This window comes from Aquabacter sediminis, from assembly GCF_028863665.1.
Classification (GTDB): Bacteria; Pseudomonadota; Alphaproteobacteria; order Rhizobiales; family Xanthobacteraceae; genus L1I39.
This window is the reverse complement of record NZ_JARBFX010000004.1, coordinates 143,432-159,863: the sequence shown is the minus strand read 5'-3', so window position 1 is coordinate 159,863 and position 16,432 is coordinate 143,432. Positions and strand designations below refer to the sequence as shown.

General features: G+C 68.3%; 14 protein-coding genes. 11 read left to right on the top strand and 3 right to left on the bottom strand.

Going from position 1 to position 16,432, the window contains the following annotated elements; genetic code table 11:
- Nucleotides 1-272: 272 nt before the first annotated feature.
- Nucleotides 273-2,375, bottom strand: a complete 2,103-nt coding sequence (locus PV781_RS09135; protein WP_274775318.1) for an acetate--CoA ligase family protein — start codon at nt 2,373-2,375, stop codon at nt 273-275.
- Entirely contained in the window at nt 2,372-3,520 is a 1,149-nt protein-coding gene (locus PV781_RS09130) for an acyl-CoA dehydrogenase family protein (RefSeq protein WP_274775317.1), read from the bottom strand. Before PV781_RS09130 ends, PV781_RS09135 begins: the two co-directional genes overlap by 4 nt.
- Before the next feature lie 102 nt (nt 3,521-3,622).
- Between PV781_RS09130 and gcvA the strand changes: the two genes are divergently transcribed.
- The 10 genes from gcvA (at nt 3,623) to PV781_RS09080 (ending at nt 13,529) form a co-directional block, all read left to right on the top strand.
- Nucleotides 3,623-4,516 (top strand): transcriptional regulator GcvA, encoded by an 894-nt coding sequence (gene gcvA / locus PV781_RS09125; RefSeq protein WP_274775316.1) that lies wholly within the window; start codon nt 3,623-3,625, stop codon nt 4,514-4,516.
- Between the two features lie 137 nt (nt 4,517-4,653).
- Nucleotides 4,654-5,634 carry a Bug family tripartite tricarboxylate transporter substrate binding protein gene (locus PV781_RS09120; protein WP_274775315.1) on the top strand — a complete coding sequence of 327 codons (981 nt, stop codon included), beginning with the start codon at nt 4,654-4,656 and terminating at the stop codon, nt 5,632-5,634.
- Nucleotides 5,635-5,651: 17 nt separating this feature from the next.
- On the top strand, nt 5,652-6,818 hold the full coding sequence (locus tag PV781_RS09115) for an acyl-CoA dehydrogenase family protein (RefSeq protein WP_274775314.1): 1,167 nt from the start codon (nt 5,652-5,654) through the stop codon (nt 6,816-6,818).
- A 16-nt stretch (nt 6,819-6,834) separates the two neighbouring features.
- Nucleotides 6,835-7,224, top strand: a complete 390-nt coding sequence (locus PV781_RS09110) for a hypothetical protein (RefSeq protein ID WP_274775313.1) — start codon at nt 6,835-6,837, stop codon at nt 7,222-7,224.
- A complete protein-coding gene (locus tag PV781_RS09105; RefSeq protein WP_274775312.1) occupies nt 7,221-8,090 on the top strand; it encodes an alpha/beta fold hydrolase in 870 nt (289 codons plus the stop codon). Before PV781_RS09110 ends, PV781_RS09105 begins: the two co-directional genes overlap by 4 nt.
- A 53-nt stretch (nt 8,091-8,143) precedes the next feature.
- Nucleotides 8,144-9,352, top strand: coding sequence for an ABC transporter substrate-binding protein (locus tag PV781_RS09100; protein WP_274775311.1), 1,209 nt, complete (start codon nt 8,144-8,146; stop codon nt 9,350-9,352).
- A gap of 47 nt (nt 9,353-9,399) precedes the next feature.
- Nucleotides 9,400-10,290, top strand: coding sequence for an NAD(P)-dependent oxidoreductase (locus tag PV781_RS09095; RefSeq protein ID WP_342455446.1), 891 nt, complete (start codon nt 9,400-9,402; stop codon nt 10,288-10,290).
- A 5-nt stretch (nt 10,291-10,295) separates the two neighbouring features.
- Nucleotides 10,296-11,687: an MmgE/PrpD family protein gene (locus PV781_RS09090; protein WP_274775310.1), complete on the top strand. Its 1,392-nt coding sequence runs from the start codon at nt 10,296-10,298 to the stop codon at nt 11,685-11,687.
- Nucleotides 11,684-12,469 carry an N-acyl homoserine lactonase family protein gene (locus PV781_RS09085; RefSeq protein ID WP_274775309.1) on the top strand — a complete coding sequence of 262 codons (786 nt, stop codon included), beginning with the start codon at nt 11,684-11,686 and terminating at the stop codon, nt 12,467-12,469. The genes PV781_RS09090 and PV781_RS09085 overlap by 4 nt, the downstream gene beginning before the upstream one ends.
- Nucleotides 12,470-12,539: 70 nt before the next feature.
- Nucleotides 12,540-13,529 carry a LysR substrate-binding domain-containing protein gene (locus PV781_RS09080; RefSeq protein ID WP_274775308.1) on the top strand — a complete coding sequence of 330 codons (990 nt, stop codon included), beginning with the start codon at nt 12,540-12,542 and terminating at the stop codon, nt 13,527-13,529.
- Here PV781_RS09080 and PV781_RS09075 read toward each other — a convergent pair.
- A complete protein-coding gene (locus PV781_RS09075; RefSeq protein WP_274775307.1) occupies nt 13,517-14,971 on the bottom strand; it encodes an NAD-dependent succinate-semialdehyde dehydrogenase in 1,455 nt (484 codons plus the stop codon). The genes PV781_RS09080 and PV781_RS09075 overlap by 13 nt on opposite strands.
- 267 nt (nt 14,972-15,238) lie before the next feature.
- On the opposite strand from PV781_RS09075, the gene PV781_RS09070 reads away from it, so the two are divergent.
- Nucleotides 15,239-16,420, top strand: a complete 1,182-nt coding sequence (locus tag PV781_RS09070; protein WP_425532376.1) for a zinc-binding dehydrogenase — start codon at nt 15,239-15,241, stop codon at nt 16,418-16,420.
- Nucleotides 16,421-16,432: the final 12 nt, after the last annotated feature.

The window sequence follows — 16,432 nt, the reverse complement described above, 5'->3', positions numbered from 1 at the left end:
TTATAATACGAACTCCTTCCGCGTCGCGAGGGCCCCGCGCCCCTGTCAGGCGGTTGCGCTTCTGGAAAGGCAGATCGCCTCTTCCCCGATGATCAGGTCTGAGCCCATGGAGTACGCCTGGCCAGCGGGGCGGCCAGCGGGGCGGCCAGCGCGCCGGCGAGGACCGCTTCGGCACCGAACTGGCCCTTAAGGGCGACCCCACGAGCGGCACACCTTCCGGCATGCCGCCCAGGCTGCACGCTCACACGTCGACAGCGAGGGACGCGATCTGCTCAGCCCACGCGCCGTACCAATGCATCCACAGCCACCACGCCCTCTCCGACAGGCCGGATGAGGACCGGATTAATCTCCGCCTCGTCAATCCCCGGCTCCATGGCGAGGCGAGAGACGGCCACGATTGCATCCGCCAGCGCCGGGAGGTCGCCCTTCGGCTTGCCGCGATAGCCGTCCAGCATCCGCATCGCCTTCACCTCCGCAATCATCTCCAGCGCGCCGTCGCGGTCGATGGGAGCGAGGCGGAGGCTGCGGTCGCGATATAGCTCGGTAAACACACCCCCAGCCGCCAGCATCACGACCGGCCCGACCTGTGGATCCCGACGGAAGCCGATAAGGGCCTCTCCCAGCCCACGGGTCATCGGCTGAACGAGAATGCGAGACACGGCAATCCCCGGCTTTCGTGCTTCCACTGTCCGCTTGATGCGCCGCATCGCTTCGGCTAGCGCCTCGGCATCGGGAATCCCAAGCTCCACCCCGCCCATTTCCGTTTTGTGAGCGATCTCAGCGTGCAGGACCTTGGCGACGACCGGGTACGAGAAGGGCAGGCGGGGAACCGGCCCATCCGCGTCCAGAAGCATGACCGGGGCGTGGGGGATGCCCACCTTCGCGAACAGCTCATAGGCCGTCGCCTCGTCCAGCAGGCGCGCGGTGGCGTCCTCATGCCCCGCCGCCGGCAGCATAGGGCGCGCACGCGGGGCGCGCCGGGCAAAGGCCGCCGCGATCACGTCTCCACACGTCTCCGGTGCGCGGAAATTGGGGATGCCTGCCTGTGCCAAACGCACCAGCGCCTCGGGCGCGTCGGGCACGATGAAGGCGGCCACCGGCCGCTCGTGCTCATGCCCGGCATCGATCACCGGCTTCACCGCAAGGTCCGGCTGGAAGCGCGCGGATGACCCCACCGTGGCCAGCACCAGATCAAATTCCGGGGCGGTCAGCATCACATCCAGCGTGGCCTTCATGACCTCGTAGCGTGTCCCCGCCAATGTCAGGTCGACGATGCGTCCATGGCCCGCGCTCACACCCGCAGCCGCCAGCCGCGCCCGCGTATCCTCGGAGGGCGGGATCACCGACACGCCACGCACCGCAAGCTGGTCCACGGCCATCGCCGCGCCCCCGCCCGTGGTGGTGACAACGCCCACTGTGGGCGTGCGGCGGGCAGGCCGCGCCGGAAGCTTCTCCAGAACGGGGATGATGTCGAGAAGTCCTTCAAAGGAGTCCACACGGGCGATGCCGCACTCCCGCAGGAAGGCATCCGCCACATCATCGGCCCCGGCAAGGGCGCCCGTGTGGGAGACCGCCAGTTCTGCAGCCTCGGGCGAGCGGCCGAGCTTATAGGCCGCAACCGGCTTGCCCCGGCGCGCCGCGGCGTGGGCGAACGCCTCAAGGGCATCGGCATGGCGCATGGATTCGAGGAAGAGCAGATAGCCCGAGATGTTCGGGTCATCGAGGGTGGCCGTGCAGATCTCCCCCATGCTGAGGTCGCTCTCGACGCCCACCGACACCAGCCCCGCAAACCCCACGCCGCGCGCCTTCCCGCGCGACACCAGCGCCCCGATGAGGCTGCCGCTGTGCGAGCCGACAAAAATCCGCCCGGCAGGCAAATCCGGCTCCGCGAAGGCAGCGTTCGCCGTCAGGACAAGCCGCTCGTGCAGGTTGACGATGCCGATACTGGACGGCCCCAGCACCCGCACGCCATGGCGCGCCGCCAACGCCTTCAGCCTGCGTTCATTGGCATCGCCGTCCGGGCCGGATTCGGAGAAGCCCCCGGCAAGGATGGTGGCCACCGGGATCCCCAGTTGGCCGCACTGCTCCACGGCCGCGATGGCCGCTTCCGTCCCGGCCACGATGAAGGCATGGTCCGGTCGCTCGGGGAGCGCCGCCAAAGACGGATAAGCCCTCTCGCCCTGCACCGTCGCGCGGGTGGGATTGACCGGATAGATGCGGTGCGGAAATCCCGCGCGGCGCAGGAACTGGAGCGGGCGGGCGGCGGTCTTCGTGAGATCATCCGACACGCCCACAAGCGCCACCGAGCGGGGGCGCAGGAGAGCATCGGCCCAGGCGGATGCGGGCACGGACAAAGGCTGAAGAGACGCGGTCATGATGCACGCTGACTGAAGCGCCGGTCGAACACATGCTCGGCGACGCGGTTCTTGAGGACTTCAATGGAGCCGCCGGCAATCATCCAGCCGCGCGTCCGCTTCACGCAATATTCCACCAGGGCTTCGGTGCTGTAGCCATAGGCACCCATCACCTGCAAGGCATCATTGGCCACCTCGAAGCCGGCCTGGTTGCAGGCAAGTTTCGCGATGGCGGTCTCGTAGGGAGAAGGCAAGCCGCCATCTGCGCTCGCGGCGGCGCGGTAGAGGAGCAGCTGCGCGCTTTCCAGCTTCAGCGCCATGTCGGCGAACTTCCATTGCAACCCCTGGAATTCGCACAAGGCCCGGCCGAACTGATGGCGCGTGAGGGCATGCTCGCGGGCGACCTCATAGGCGTGCCGGCCCAGCGCCAGCGAACGGGACGCATTGCCGATGCGCTCCACGTTGAATCCCGAAATCTGCTTCTTGAACCCGCCCGGCCCGAGCAGGACGTTCTCCTTGGGGATGTAGCAGTCTTCCATGTAGAGCTGGCACCATTCCTCGCCGCTCATGAAGGCGGAGGGCTGGCCGATGGAAAAGCCCTCCATCCCCCGCTCCAGCAGCACCGACCCGATGCCGCCGACCCCCGGTCCGAAGCGCACATAGACGAGGAAGAGGTTGGCCTCCGGGCTGTGGGTGGAGAAGACCTTGGAGCCGGTGATCCGGAACCCCTCGCCGTCCGGGCGGGCCGTGGTCTTCAGCTCGGTGACGGCGGAGCCGGCATCCGGCTCGCTCATGCCAAGCGCGATGAGATTGCGGCCCGCGAGCAGGTCGGGCAGGAAGCGCTCTTTCTGGGCCGGGCTGGCATATTCGGCGAATGTGCGCAGCGGGCCGAAATTTCCAGCCTGCACCACATCGGCGCTCTTGGGGCACACGAGCGCAAGCTCCTGGATGGCGGTGACCGCATCCATCAGGGTGCCGCCGATGCCGCCATCCTCCTCGCGCACGGTGATACCCAGAAGGCCCATCTCGGCGAGGCGCTGGGCCACGTCCCAGGGAAAGCTGGCGGAATGCGCACGCTGAAGGGCGCCCTCCGCCAGCTCCGCGCGGGCGAACCGGCGGATGGTGTCGGCGAAGGCGCTCTGTTCGGGCGAAAGGGCGAAATGCATGGGCTTACCGTGTTGAAGTCGTCCGCCCCTTGTCCCCGCATTCCCGCGAGGGGAGCAACTTCGCAGTTGTCGCCCCGTCATGAGTTTTGGTAATGCCAACGGATGAGCCAGCGCCTCCCTCCCCTCAATCCGCTGCACGTCTTCGTGTGCGCGGCGCAACATTGCAGTTTCACGCGGGCGGCAGAGGAACTGCGGGTCAGCCAGTCGGCGGTCAGCCGGCAAGTGGCGGTGCTGGAGCATTATCTGGGTGTTCGCCTGTTCCTGCGCGAGCGGCCGGGACTGAAGCTGACACCGGACGGCGTCCAGTATCTGGCCGAGGTGGCGCCCGCCTTCCAGACCATCATCGAGGCCACCGCGCGCCTATCGGAAGGCACGAGCCGCGAGCCGCTGCGGCTCCAGGTCTATCCCACCTTCATGGCGAAGTGGCTGATGCGCCGGCTGCCGGACTTCCAGGCCCGGCATCCCGATGTCCTGGTGCGCGCCACCGCCAGTGTCGCCCCGGTGGATTTCACCCGCCACCGCATCGACGCGGGCATCCAGCTGGGGGATGGCACCTGGCCTGGCGCCGAGGTCACCTTCCTGTTCAAGGACGCATTTGGGCCCGTGTGCAGTCCGGCTTTGCTGGACCGCGGCCCGCCGGTGCGGCAGCCGCAGGACCTGCTGCGCTATCCCCTGCTCCATTCCCATTACCGTCGGCGAGACTGGGACGACTGGTTCCTCTCCCTGGGCCTGCCGCCTCACCAGGAGGAGGAGCCGACGGTATTCGCCAGTTCCTTGCTGACCTATCAGGCGGCGGAGGACGGCCTCGGCATCGCCATGGGGCAGGCCAAGATGCTCCAGAAGGAATTGGAAAGCGGCGCCCTCGTCCGCCCCTTTGACCATATGGTCGAGCGCGACCTCGGCTATTACTTCATCGCGCCCGAAGGCATGGGCAACCGGCGGCGGCTGCGCGCCTTTCGCTCCTGGCTCGTGGACGCGGCCCGCCGGGACGCCTGAAGCCTGCTCGCATTCCAAAAAGTCATCCACCTATGAGGTCTGCGAAGTGTCGGGGCCGCCCGCTTCGCGGCAACGTCGTCTGAAACAACCTCCCCTTGCGCCCGTTCGCAGGAGGGAGCTTCGGGAGATGACGCCAGATGCCCCTCAGCCGACGCGCCTGCCTGCTGGGCCTGTCGCTCGCAACTCTTGCCGCCCGGCCTCGGATGGCAGCGGCGGACGGCGCGTATCCCGCAGGGCCCATTCGCCTCATCGTGCCCTTCCCGCCCGGCGGCCCCGCCGACGTCACCGCGCGCATCGTCGCCGAGGACATGGCCCGCCAGCTCGGCCAGCCGATCATCGTGGAGAACAAGGGCGGCGCGGGCGGTAATATCGGCGCGGGCCTCGCCGCCAAGGCGCCGGCGGACGGCTACACGCTCTTCTATGCGTCCGGCGGGACGCACGGCATCAATCCCAGCCTCTACCGCCAGCTCCCCTATGACCCGACCGGCGACTTCCGCGGCGTTGCGCTGGCCTGCACGCTGGCCAACATCTTCGTGGCCAACCCGAAGTTTCCCGCCGATGACATGGCCGGCCTGATCGCCCTCGCCAAGGCCAATCCGGGCAGGATTTCCTATGCCAGCGCCGGCAGCGGCACCACCACGCACATGAGCGCGGAATTGCTAAAGGCGATGACCGGCATCGACATCGTCCATGTCCCCTACAAGGGCGGCGGCCCGGCCATGAACGACTTGCTCGGCGGCCATGTGGAGCTGATGGTCGACGGCCTGCCCACCTCCGCGCCGCACATCAAGTCGGGGCGGCTGAAGGGGCTGGGCGTCACATCCACCAAGGCCGATCCCAACTTGCCCGCCGTGCCGCCGGTGAGCGCCACCGTTCCGGGCTACGAGGCCGTGGCCTGGTTCGCCTTCCTCGCCCCGGCCAAGACCCCGGACACCATCGTCGACAAGCTGAATGGCGCCGCCAATGCGGCCCTCGCCAGCCCCGAGGTGCGCGCACGCTTCGCCGGCTTCGGCGCCTATCCGGGCGGCGGCACGCCACAGGACCTGGACGGCTTCATCCGAGCCGAACTCGCCAAATGGCGCAAGGTCGTGGAGGCGACCGGCGCCCACGTGGACTGATAAAATACGGAACGACCATGCAATTCGCCTTTTCCGAAGAACAGAAGCTGTTTGCGGACAGCGTCCGGCGGTTCGCCGAGGACACGCTCCAGCCGCAGGCGCTCGCGCGCGCCCACGATCCGCGCTTCCCCCGTGACGTGGCGCAGGACATGGCGCGGCAGGGACTGCTCGGCATCACCATGGCGCCGGAGGATGGCGGCCAGGGCGGCAGCCTGATGGATGCGGTCATCGCCATCGAACAGGTGGCGGCCGCCTGCCCGCGCAGCGCCGACGTGGTGCAGGCGGGCAATTTCGGCCCCATCCGCACCTTCGCCGAATATGCCAGCCCCGATCAGAAGAAGCGCTTCCTGCCTGATCTGCTGGCTGGCCGAAAGGTCATCAGCCTCGGCATGAGCGAGCCGGAGGCCGGCTCCGCCGTCACCGAACTGCGCACCACGGCGCGAAAGAATGGCGGCGACTATCTCATCACCGGCACCAAGGTCTTCTCCACCCACAGCCCGGACGCGGATCTCTTCCTCATCTATGTGCGTTTCGGGCCGGGCACCAAGGGCATCGGGTCGGTGCTGGTGGAGCGCGGCACGCCGGGATTCTCCATCGGGCAGCCCTCCCCCTTCATGAGCGGCGAGGAATGGTGCCAGCTCTATTTCGAGGATTGCCGCATCCCCGCCGAGAATGTGCTGCTGGGGCCCGGGGGCTTCCAGAAGCAGATTTCGGGCTTCAACGTGGAGCGCATCGGCAATGCCTCCCGCTCCCTTGCGCTCGGGCGCTATGCCTTCGAGCGGGCCCGCGAGCATGCCGCCACCCGGCGCCAGTTCGGCCGGCCGCTGTGCGAGTTCCAGGGCCTGCAATGGAAGTTCGCCGACATGGCGCTGAAGCTGGAGAGCGCCCAGCTTCTGCTCTACCGGGCCGCCGTGAATGCCGGCGCGGCGGGCCTGCCCGACCCGTACGAGACGGCCATCGCCAAGACCGCCTGCAACCTTGCCGGTTTCGAGGTGGCCAATGACTGCGTGCAGGTGATGGGCGGCCTTGGCTACAGCCAGGAGGCCCTGACCGAATACTGCATGCGGCGCACCCGCGGCTGGATGATCGCCGGCGGGTCCATCGAGGTTCTGAAAAACCGCATTGCGGAGCACATCTTCAACCGCCGGTTCGACCAGCGGGCCCAGCGCCTGGCAGCCGAGTGACGAGAGCCTTCAAAAAATGACAGACGAAAAGATCATGCGGATCGAACACTTGCCGGCCCTCGTGGAAGCGGACCCAGTCCTGGTGCGGCGGGGGCGCTTCGTGGACACCACCTTCCTGATCGAGATCGGAGAGACGGCGTTTCTCGTGGAGGTGCAAGGCGGCCGGATCGCCAGCGTGCGCCGTGGCCCCTTCGTGATGCCCAGCTGGACCTTCGCCCTGCGCGCGCCCGCGGAAGCTTGGGCCAGCTTCTTCCAGCCCTTGCCGCCACCGGGCTTCAACGACCTGTTCGCCATGCTGAAGCGGCGCGTGCTGAAGATCGAGGGCGACCTCCATGTCTTCATGGCCAACCTGCTCTATTTCAAGGGCGTCCTGGCGACGCTGTGCAGCCCGGAGGCCGCCCGATGAGCGCGACGTTCGAGCCCATCATCGGGCGCTACATGACGCTGGACCTCGCGGGCCGGCCCCACCGGCTCTATGTGGAGGAGGCTGGCCAGGGCACGCCCCTTCTGTGCCTGCACACGGCAGGCTCCGATACCCGCCAGTATCGCGGGCTCATGAATGATCCGCGCATCACCGCCACGCACCGGGTCATCGCCTTCGACATGCCCTGGCACGGCAAGTCCTCCCCGCCGGAGGGTTGGGAGCGCGAGGAATACAAGCTCACCTCTCAGGCCTATGTGGACATGGTGCTGGCGGTGGCCGATGCCATGGCGCTCGACGCCCCCATTGTCATGGGCTGCTCCATTGGCGGGCGGGTGGTGCTGCACCTGGCCTTGCGCCATCCCGAGCGCTTCCGCGCCATCATCGGCCTTCAGTCGGGCGCCCATGTGGACCCCTATTACGACCTCACCTGGCTCCACCATCCCATGGTGCATGGCGGCGAGGTGTGCGCGGGCGTGGTCTCCGGCCTCGTCGGCCCCTCGGCACCGGAAAAGGAGCGATGGGAAACGCTCTGGCACTACATGCAGGGGGGCCCCGGCGTCTTCAAGGGCGACCTCCACTTCTACAAGCTCGACGGCGACATGCGGGACGCGGTGAGCGCCATCGACACCGGCCGCTGCCCGCTCTTCCTGCTCTCCGGCGAATACGACTATTCCGCCACGCCGGAGGATACCCGCGACCTGGAGCGTCGCATCGCGGGAGCCAAGGCCACCATCATGGAGGGCCTGGGCCACTTCCCCATGAGCGAGGATCCGGAACGCTTCATCTCCTACCTGCTGCCGGTCCTCGGCGAGATCGCGCAGGGACCCACCACAAGCCGGGCGGCCTGAGGCGCCCCGGCACTCACACAAGACGTGCCCCAAGGGGCCATCGGGAGGACATCATGACACGCATCGCCATGACGGCGCTGGCGCTGGTTCTGGCCCTCGGGCCGGCGGCGGCCCAGGACAAGAAACCCATCCGCATCGCCGTCATCAACGACCAGACCGGCATTTTCTCCGAGACCGGCGGCATGGGCTCGGTGGTGGGCGCGCGCCTCGCCATCGAGGATTTCGGCGGTGAGATCAACGGCCGCAAGATCGAGCTGGTGGTGCAGGACCACCAGAACAAGCCGGACATTGCCGCCGCCATCGTGCGCAAGGGCATTGAGGTGGAAGGCTATGACCTCATCGCCGACGGCGCGTCCTCGGCCGCAGGCCTCGCCATCAATGAGGTGGCGAAATCCAAGGGCGCCATCTTCGTTGTCTCCGGCCCGGCCGCCCCGGACTTTTCGGGCAAAGGGTGCAGCCCCACCACCTTCCACTTCACCTACGACACCTATGCGCTCGCCAACGGCACCGCCAAGGCCCTGGTGAAGCAGGGCGGCAACAGCTGGTTCTTCATCACCGCCGACTACGCCTTCGGCCATGCCATCCAGCGCGATGTCACCAAATTCGTGGAAGAGGCCGGCGGCAAGGTGCTCGGCTCGGTAAAGTATCCCACCGGCAGCCAGGATCTGAGTTCCTATTTGCTTCAGGCCCAGGCCTCCAAGGCCAAGATCATCGGCCTCGCCAATGCCGGCGTCGACACCATCAACTCCCTGAAGCAAGGCCGCGAGTTCGGCATCGTGCAAGGCGGGCAGAATTTTGCCGGCCTGCTGGTCTTCATCTCCGACGTGCATGCCATGGGCCTCGACGTCGCGCAGGGGCTGGTGCTCACCACCTCCTTCTATTGGGACCTCAACGACAGCACCCGCAAGCTCGCCACGCGCTTCTCGGCCCAGATGAACGGCAAGAAGCCCACCATGGTCCATGCGGGCGTCTATAGCGGCGTTCGGCACTATCTGGCCGCCGTGAAGGCAACGGGCACGACCGAGTCCGCCGTTGTCGCCAAGGCCATGCACGACACGCCGGTGAACGACGCCTACAACACCAACGTGGCCATCCGGCCGGACGGCCGCGTGCTCCACGACATGTACCTGATGAAGGTGAAGGCGCCGGCGGAGTCCAAATATCCCTACGACTACTATTCGCTGCTGACCACTACGCCGGGGAAGGACGCCTTCCGCCCGCTGGCGCAGAGCGAATGCCCGCTGGTGCAGAAGCCCAACTGAGACGCGCTGGCGCGCTCGGCGCGCCGGCCCATCGCGAGATCACAATCATGAAGAAAATCGAAGCGCTCGGCTTTGTCGGGCTCGGCGTCATGGGCGAGGCCATGTGCGCCAACCTGGTGCGCAAGGGTGGCCTGCCGGTGACGGGCACCGACCGGATGCCGGAACCCGTGGAACGGCTTGCCGCCCTCGGGCTGCGTCCGGCGGCAAGCCTGGCGGAGGTGGCGCAGGCAAGCGACGTGGTCTTCCTCTCCTTGCCCAGCGGCGTGCAGGTGGAGGAGGTTTGCTTCGGCCCCGGCGGCCTCGCCAGCGCGGGGGGGCGGGTCCACACCGTGGTGGACATGAGCACCAGCCCGGCAAAGCTCACCCGCGAACTGGCCGCGCGCATGGCGGCGCATGGCATCACCTTCATGGACGCTCCCGTCGCCCGCATGCGGCAGGCGGCGAAGGATGGCACGCTCTCCATCATGGTGGGCGGCACGGCGGAAGATTTCGAGGCGGTGCGCCCGTTCCTCGCCACCATGGGCACGGACATCACCCATTGCGGCGCCGTGGGCACCGGGCAGGTGGTGAAGATCCTCAACAACATGGTGGTCTTCATGACCGTCCATGCGCTCGCCGAGGCGCTCGCCATCGGCCGCAAGTCGGGGGTCGACGGGGCGCTTCTGTTCGACGTGATGTCGAAGGGCTCCGCCGACAGCTTTGCCTTGCGCACGCCCGGCCAGAAGGCCCTGGTGCCGGACGTTTTCCCGGAACAGACCTTCCCCACCGACTATGCCATCAAGGACATCAAGCTGGCGCTCGAACTGGCCGAGCAGGCCGGCATCGATGCCGATGCCGCGCGGCGCACCTTCGCCTTGCTGGAGGAGACGAGCAAGGCTGGCTACGGCAAGGCCTACTATCCCGCCATGATCCGGCTGATTGAAGCCGGGGCGGCGTGACGGCCATGTCCGCTGCTCGCCGCCGCCCCGCCTCAGGCACCGGGGCCACCCATGCGCTGGTGGCCCGGGCGGGGTCGCTCCGGTGGGCCGACCTGCCGACCGACGTGCGCAACGCGGCCCGGCGGCATCTGCTCGACACGGTCGGTGTCATGGTGGCCGGATGCGCGGGGGATGTGGCCGGCCGTCTGTGCGCCGTACTCGCGCGAGAGCGGACGGCCGGTCCGGTTCCCGTGCCCGGCCGCACCCGCCGGCTCGATCGGCTGGACGCCGCCTATGTGGGCGGAACGGGCGCGCATGGGATTGAGCTCGACGACGGCTACCGGCAGGGCTCGGTACATCCGGGCGTGGCCGTGGTTCCCGCGCTGCTGGCCATGGCCCATGGCCGCGGTGTCTGCGGCCCGCGCCTGCTGGAGGCCCTTGTGGCGGGATACGAGACCGTGACCGCCGTCGCGCGCGCCGCCCACCCGGCGCTGCGCACGCGGGGCTTTCACCCCACCGGAACGGTGGGCGCCCTGGGCGCCGCCATGGCGGTGGGCCGCCTGGAGGCCCTTGCGCCCCATCAGTTGGAAAGCGCCCTGGGCCTTGCAGCCAGCAGCGCGGCGGGCCTCTTCGCCTTTCTCGGTGGCGGCGGGGACGTGAAGCGCCTCCATGCCGGCCACGCCGCCCGCGAGGGCCTGATGGCCGCGCTTCTGGCCCGGGAGGGCGTCGCGGGGCCGCCGGATGTGATCGAGGCGCCGGACGGCTTCCTCCAGGCCTTCGCTGGCGCACCGGAGGGCCTCATGCTGGACCTCGGCGCCTTCGGCATCCTCGATTGCTACATCAAGCCCCATGCCTGCTGCCGCCATCTCCAGCCGGCGCTGGAGGCCCTCATGGGTCTGATGGCGGACGAGGGGCTGAACGCGGAGGACGTCGAGGACATTCACGTAGAGACCTATGCCATCGCCGCCGCCCATGCGCAGACCGGCTGGGCCGACTTTGCCTCGGCGCAACTCTCCTTCCCCTTCATCCTCGCCCTCGGCCTGCGCTTCGGCGCCGTGGAGCTGGCGCACTTTTCCGTCGAGACACGGGCCGACCCCACGTTGGCCGACCTGTGCCGGCGGGTGCGGGTGAGCATCGACCCGGCGCTGGATCGCCTCTATCCGGAGCTGAGGCCGGCCCGCGTCACCGTGCGCACGGGGTCTCGATGCTTCAGGCGGGAGGCGATGGAGGCGCTGGGTTCGCGCCTTCTGCCATTGGACGACGAGGCCCTTTCCCACAAGTTCCTGGGGCTCGCGGCGCCCGTGCTGGGGACGGGACAGGCGGAGCGGCTGCTGGACGGCCTCTGGCGGATCGACGCTGCGGCCGATGTCACGGACCTCATCACGGCGGCGGCGCTTCCACCGGGAGGACACGCATGACCAACACCGCGCCCGCCTATGAAGCGTTCGCCCTGCGCTATGCCACCATTGACCGCCTCGCATCCCAGACCTTCCTCACCTGGAAGGGACCCGACCGCCTCGTACGCCTCGATTTCTTCTTCTGGGCGCTGCGGGCGGGTGAGCGGGCGATCGTCATCGACACCGGCTTCAGCCCCTTCTCCTCGGAGAAGCGCCGCCGCCCCTATCTCCACCGTCCGACGGACCTGCTGCGGCGGATCGGCATCGCGCCCGAACAGGTGGGCGACGTGATCCTGACGCACCTGCATTACGACCATGTGGGCAATCTCGCCGACTTCCCCGCCGCCACCTTCCATGTGCAGGCCCGCGAAGTGGCGGCCGCCACAGGGCCGGACATGGCGCACCCTCTGCTGCGCGCGCATTACGAGGCGCGCGACCTTGCTACCCTCGTGCATCTGATCCATGAGGGCCGGGTTTGCTTTCACGACGGCACAAGCGAGGTGGCGCCGGGCGTGCGGGTCCACCACGCTCCCGGGCACACGGCGGGGCTTCAGGCGGTGGAGGTGGCCACCATCACCGGCCCACTGGTGATCGCCTCGGACGCCGTGCACTATTACGCCAATCTCGAACAGGACAACCCGTTTCCCGCGCTCGTGGACGTGGCGGGGGAGCTCAATGCCTTTCGCCGCCTCTCGGCGCTGGCCGGATCGCACGCGCGGCTCGTGCCGGGCCATGATCCGCAGGTGCTGTCGCGCTTTGCGCCGCATCCCGATGGCGGCGGCGACGTGGTCTGCCTGGCATGATCCGGCCGACCGCCCTGGACGCGAGGCATGAGGCGGTGCCAAGCTGGACGGAGGGAAAGGAGACACGCCGTTGGAAGAGCGCTACCGCAGCCTGCCGCTGAATCCCCTGCGCGCCTTCGCCATCGCGTCGCGCCATCGCTCGTTCACCGCCGCCGCCCGCCATATGGGGGTGAGCCAGGTGGCCATCAGCCGGCAGATCAGCATCCTTGAAGCCTATCTGGGGGTGAAGCTGTTCGAGCGCTCCTCCCATTCGGTGAAACTCACCGACATCGGCCGCAGCTTCGGCCACGAGATTGCCGGCCTGTTCGACGGCATCGAGCGCGCCACCGCCCAGATCCTGGCCGATGAGAGCGATGCCACCATCAATGTGCGCGTCTATCCCAGTTTCCTGAACCACTGGCTGATGCCGCGCCTGCAGGCCTTCACCGCCCTTCACCCGCAATATCGCGTCCGCTTCGACACCACGGTGGAGCCGCTCGACTTCCGCAGCACCTATCTTGATCTCGCCATCCAATTGGGCCAGGGCTCCTGGCGGGAGGCGAAGGCGCAATTTCTGTTCGAGGAGCAGGTGGACGCCGTGTGTTCGCCGGGCTGTGCCGAGCGCCTCGCCACGCAGGTGGAGCACCGCACCATTTCTGGCACCGACATCCTCCAGTCCCGCTATCGGCGGGAGGAATGGGGCATCTGGGCGGCCGGGGCAGGCGTCACGCTGGGTGACTGCACCAGTACGGAGTTTGACTCCTCCCTCCTCACCTACAGCGCCGCCCGGCAGGGCTTCGGCCTCGCCATCGGCCAGTTGGCCCTTCTGAAGCCGGAACTGGACGCGGGCGCGCTGGTGCGACCCTTCGCCTGCGAGGTGGCCACCGGCGCCGCCTTCTATGCGGTGTGGCCGACGACAAAGTCGCTGGCCCAGAAGACCCGCCGCTTCATCGACTGGCTCGCGGCGATGGCGGCGGAGGAGGCCGGGGAGGCGCCGCCCGAAGGTGGCAATGTCACCCCGCTCCGCGCCCGTTCCCCGCGCCGAACCAGCGGGCAAGGCCGCGCCCGCTACGCCACATAGGCATATTTGACGTTCTGGAACGCCTGGAGCCCCTCGATCCCGCCTTCCGCGAACAGGCCGCTGTCCTTGTGGCCACCGAACGGCGTCTCGGGCAGCGAGACACGCCAGCCATTGCAGATGACGCTGCCGGCCTCCACGTCCTCGATGGCCTTGTTGATGGTGTGCACATTGGTGGACTGCACATAGGCCGCCAGCGCGAAGGGCAGGCGGTTAGCGAGCGCGATGCCCTCCTCATAGGTGTCGAACGGGGCGGTGGCGGCGATGGGGCCGAAGGGTTCCACATTGGAGACCAGCGTCTCTGGCGTGATGTTGGCGATGACCGTGGGGGCGAAGAAGGTGCCCTCCCCTTCCAGGGCCTCGCCGCCGGCCAGGACCGGCAGGCGGCGCTCCCTTGCGTCCGCCACGAAGCTCTCCATGGCCTGGACACGACGGGGATGCACCAGCGGACCCATGCTGGTCTTGGCCTCGAAGCCGCAGCCCAGCACCAGGTCCCGCGCTGCCTGCGCCAAGGCGGCGTTGAAGGCATCATAGATGCCCCGCTGCACATAGAAGCGGGTGGGCGCGATGCAGATTTGGCCGGAATTGCGGAACTTGGCCCCCGCCGCCGCCCGGGCGGTGGCCTCGATGTCCACGTCGTCGAAGACGAGCACCGGCGCATGGCCGCCCAGTTCCATGATGGGCCGCTTCATCTGTGCCACCGCGCGGGCGGACAATTGCTTGCCGATCTGGGTCGAGCCGGTGAAGGTGACGCCGCGCACCTGCGGCGCATCGATCAGGCGCTCGGACAGTAGCACCGCATCGCCGATGAGGATGGACAGCGCCCCTTCCGGCAGCCCGCATTCATAGGCGATGCGGCCGATGGCCAGCGCGCAGGCCGGCACCTCCTCGGAGGCCTTCATGATGATGGCGCAGCCCGCACCCAGCGCCCCCGCCATCTTGCGCGAGGGGGTGATGAGCGGGGCATTCCAGGACCCGAAGGCAGCGACGATGCCCAGCGGCTCGGGCATGACCATCTGGCGGGCATAGGCCTCGCGCGGGGGGATCAGGCGGCCATAGGCGCGCTTGCCCTCTTCCGCATACCATTCCCACATGCCGGCCGCCTGCTCGACTTCGGCCACCGCCTCCTTCCAGGGCTTGCCCAGTTCCAGCGTCACCAGCCGCGCCAGGTCCTGCGCCCGCTCTCGCATGGTATCGGCGACCTTGCGCAACACCTTGGCGCGCTCAAAGGCCGGGCGCCTGCGCCACACCGCAAAGCCGTGCTCCGCAGCCGACAGGGCACGGGCGATGTCGGCCTTGGTGGCTTCCGGATACTGGCCAAGAGGGATGCCGGTGGTGGGATCCACCACATCGCGCATCACCCGGCCCCCGCCGGTCTCGTAGGCGCCGCCAATGAGCTGGCCCAGTTCTGGATAATGGCCGCGGGCCTCGGTTCTGGTGTGCATCGTCCTGTCCTTGGCGCGTGTCTTGTGCGGGCGCTCGCCCGGCTCTCGCTTGGGTGTCATGAGAGCATGCGAGGGCGCGGCGCGACAGTCGGGGGCTGTTTGGACCAGCTTAACCTGCGGTTATGGCGGGGAGGCCAAATCACCACGAGGCGAACCTCACGTCTGGCTGGCCTGACCATCCCTCAGCGGCATCCGGGCGCGAACGCGGCTATGGTGCGGGCAAGAACAGGAGCCCTGCCGGCGCTCCGAAATATGGGGGAGGATGTGATGACCATCACCTGCAAGGGCGCGGTGCTGCGCACGCTCGGCCTGCCCCAGCCCTATGCGCAGAGCCGACCGCTCGCCATCGAGGAGATCACGCTCGACCCGCCGGGGCCGCTTGAGGTGGTGGTGAAGGTCATGGGCGCGGGCCTCTGCCATTCCGACCTTTCCGTCATCAACGGATCGCGCGGGCGCGGCGTGCCCATGGTGATGGGCCACGAAGGTGCCGGCGAAGTGGTGGAGGTGGGAGCCGCCGTCACCGACGTGAAGGTGGGCGACCATGTGGTGTTCCAGTTTTCCGTCGCCTGCGGCCGCTGCCGGGCCTGCCTTGGCGGGCGCCCCAATATCTGCGAGGCGGCCCCCGCCGCCCGCGCCAAGGGCGAGCTCATTTCCGGAGGCTCGCGCATCCGCGATGCCGAGGGTCGCACCTTGCGCCATCAGGCGGGCGTCTCGTGCTTTGCCCAATACAGCGTGGTCCATCGCGGCTCCGTGGTGGTCATCACCAAAGACCTGCCGCTGACCGAGGCGGCGGTGTTCGGCTGCGCGGTGATGACCGGGGTGGGCGCGGTGGTGAACAGCGCCCGTGTTTCCCCTGGCGAGCGGGTGGCGGTCTATGGGGTGGGCGGCGTCGGCATGTCCGGCGTGATGGGCGCGCGTGTGGCGGGCGCCGAGACCATCGTGGCCATCGACCTGGACGAGGCCAAGCTCGCCAAGGCCCTCACCCTCGGCGCCACCCATGCCTTCAATGCCCGCGATCCCGGCCTCGACGCCAAGGTGCGCGAGGCGACGGAAGGCGGCGTGGACCACGCGCTGGACTTCGTGGGGGCGCCTTCCGTGCTGAAGTCCGCCTATGACTTGACCGTGCGCGGCGGGCGCGTGACCACCTCCGGCCTTGCGCCCGCGGGCGTGCTGATGTGCGTGGAACAGGGCGACCTCGTCTCGAACGACAAGTCCATCTGCGGCTGCTACATGGGCGGCTGCGTGCCGGTGCGCGACATTCCCCGCTTCATCAATCTCTACCGCCAGGGGCGCCTGCCCGTGGACGCGTTGCTCGACGGCGTCATCGGCCTCGACGAGATCAATGAAGGTTTCGACCGGCTGGCCACGGGCGGCGCGCTCCGCCAGATCCTCGCGCCCCACGGCGTGCCTGCCGCCCTCGCCCCGCACCGGGAGGCCAGCCGCGCCTGACCCTCCCCCTTC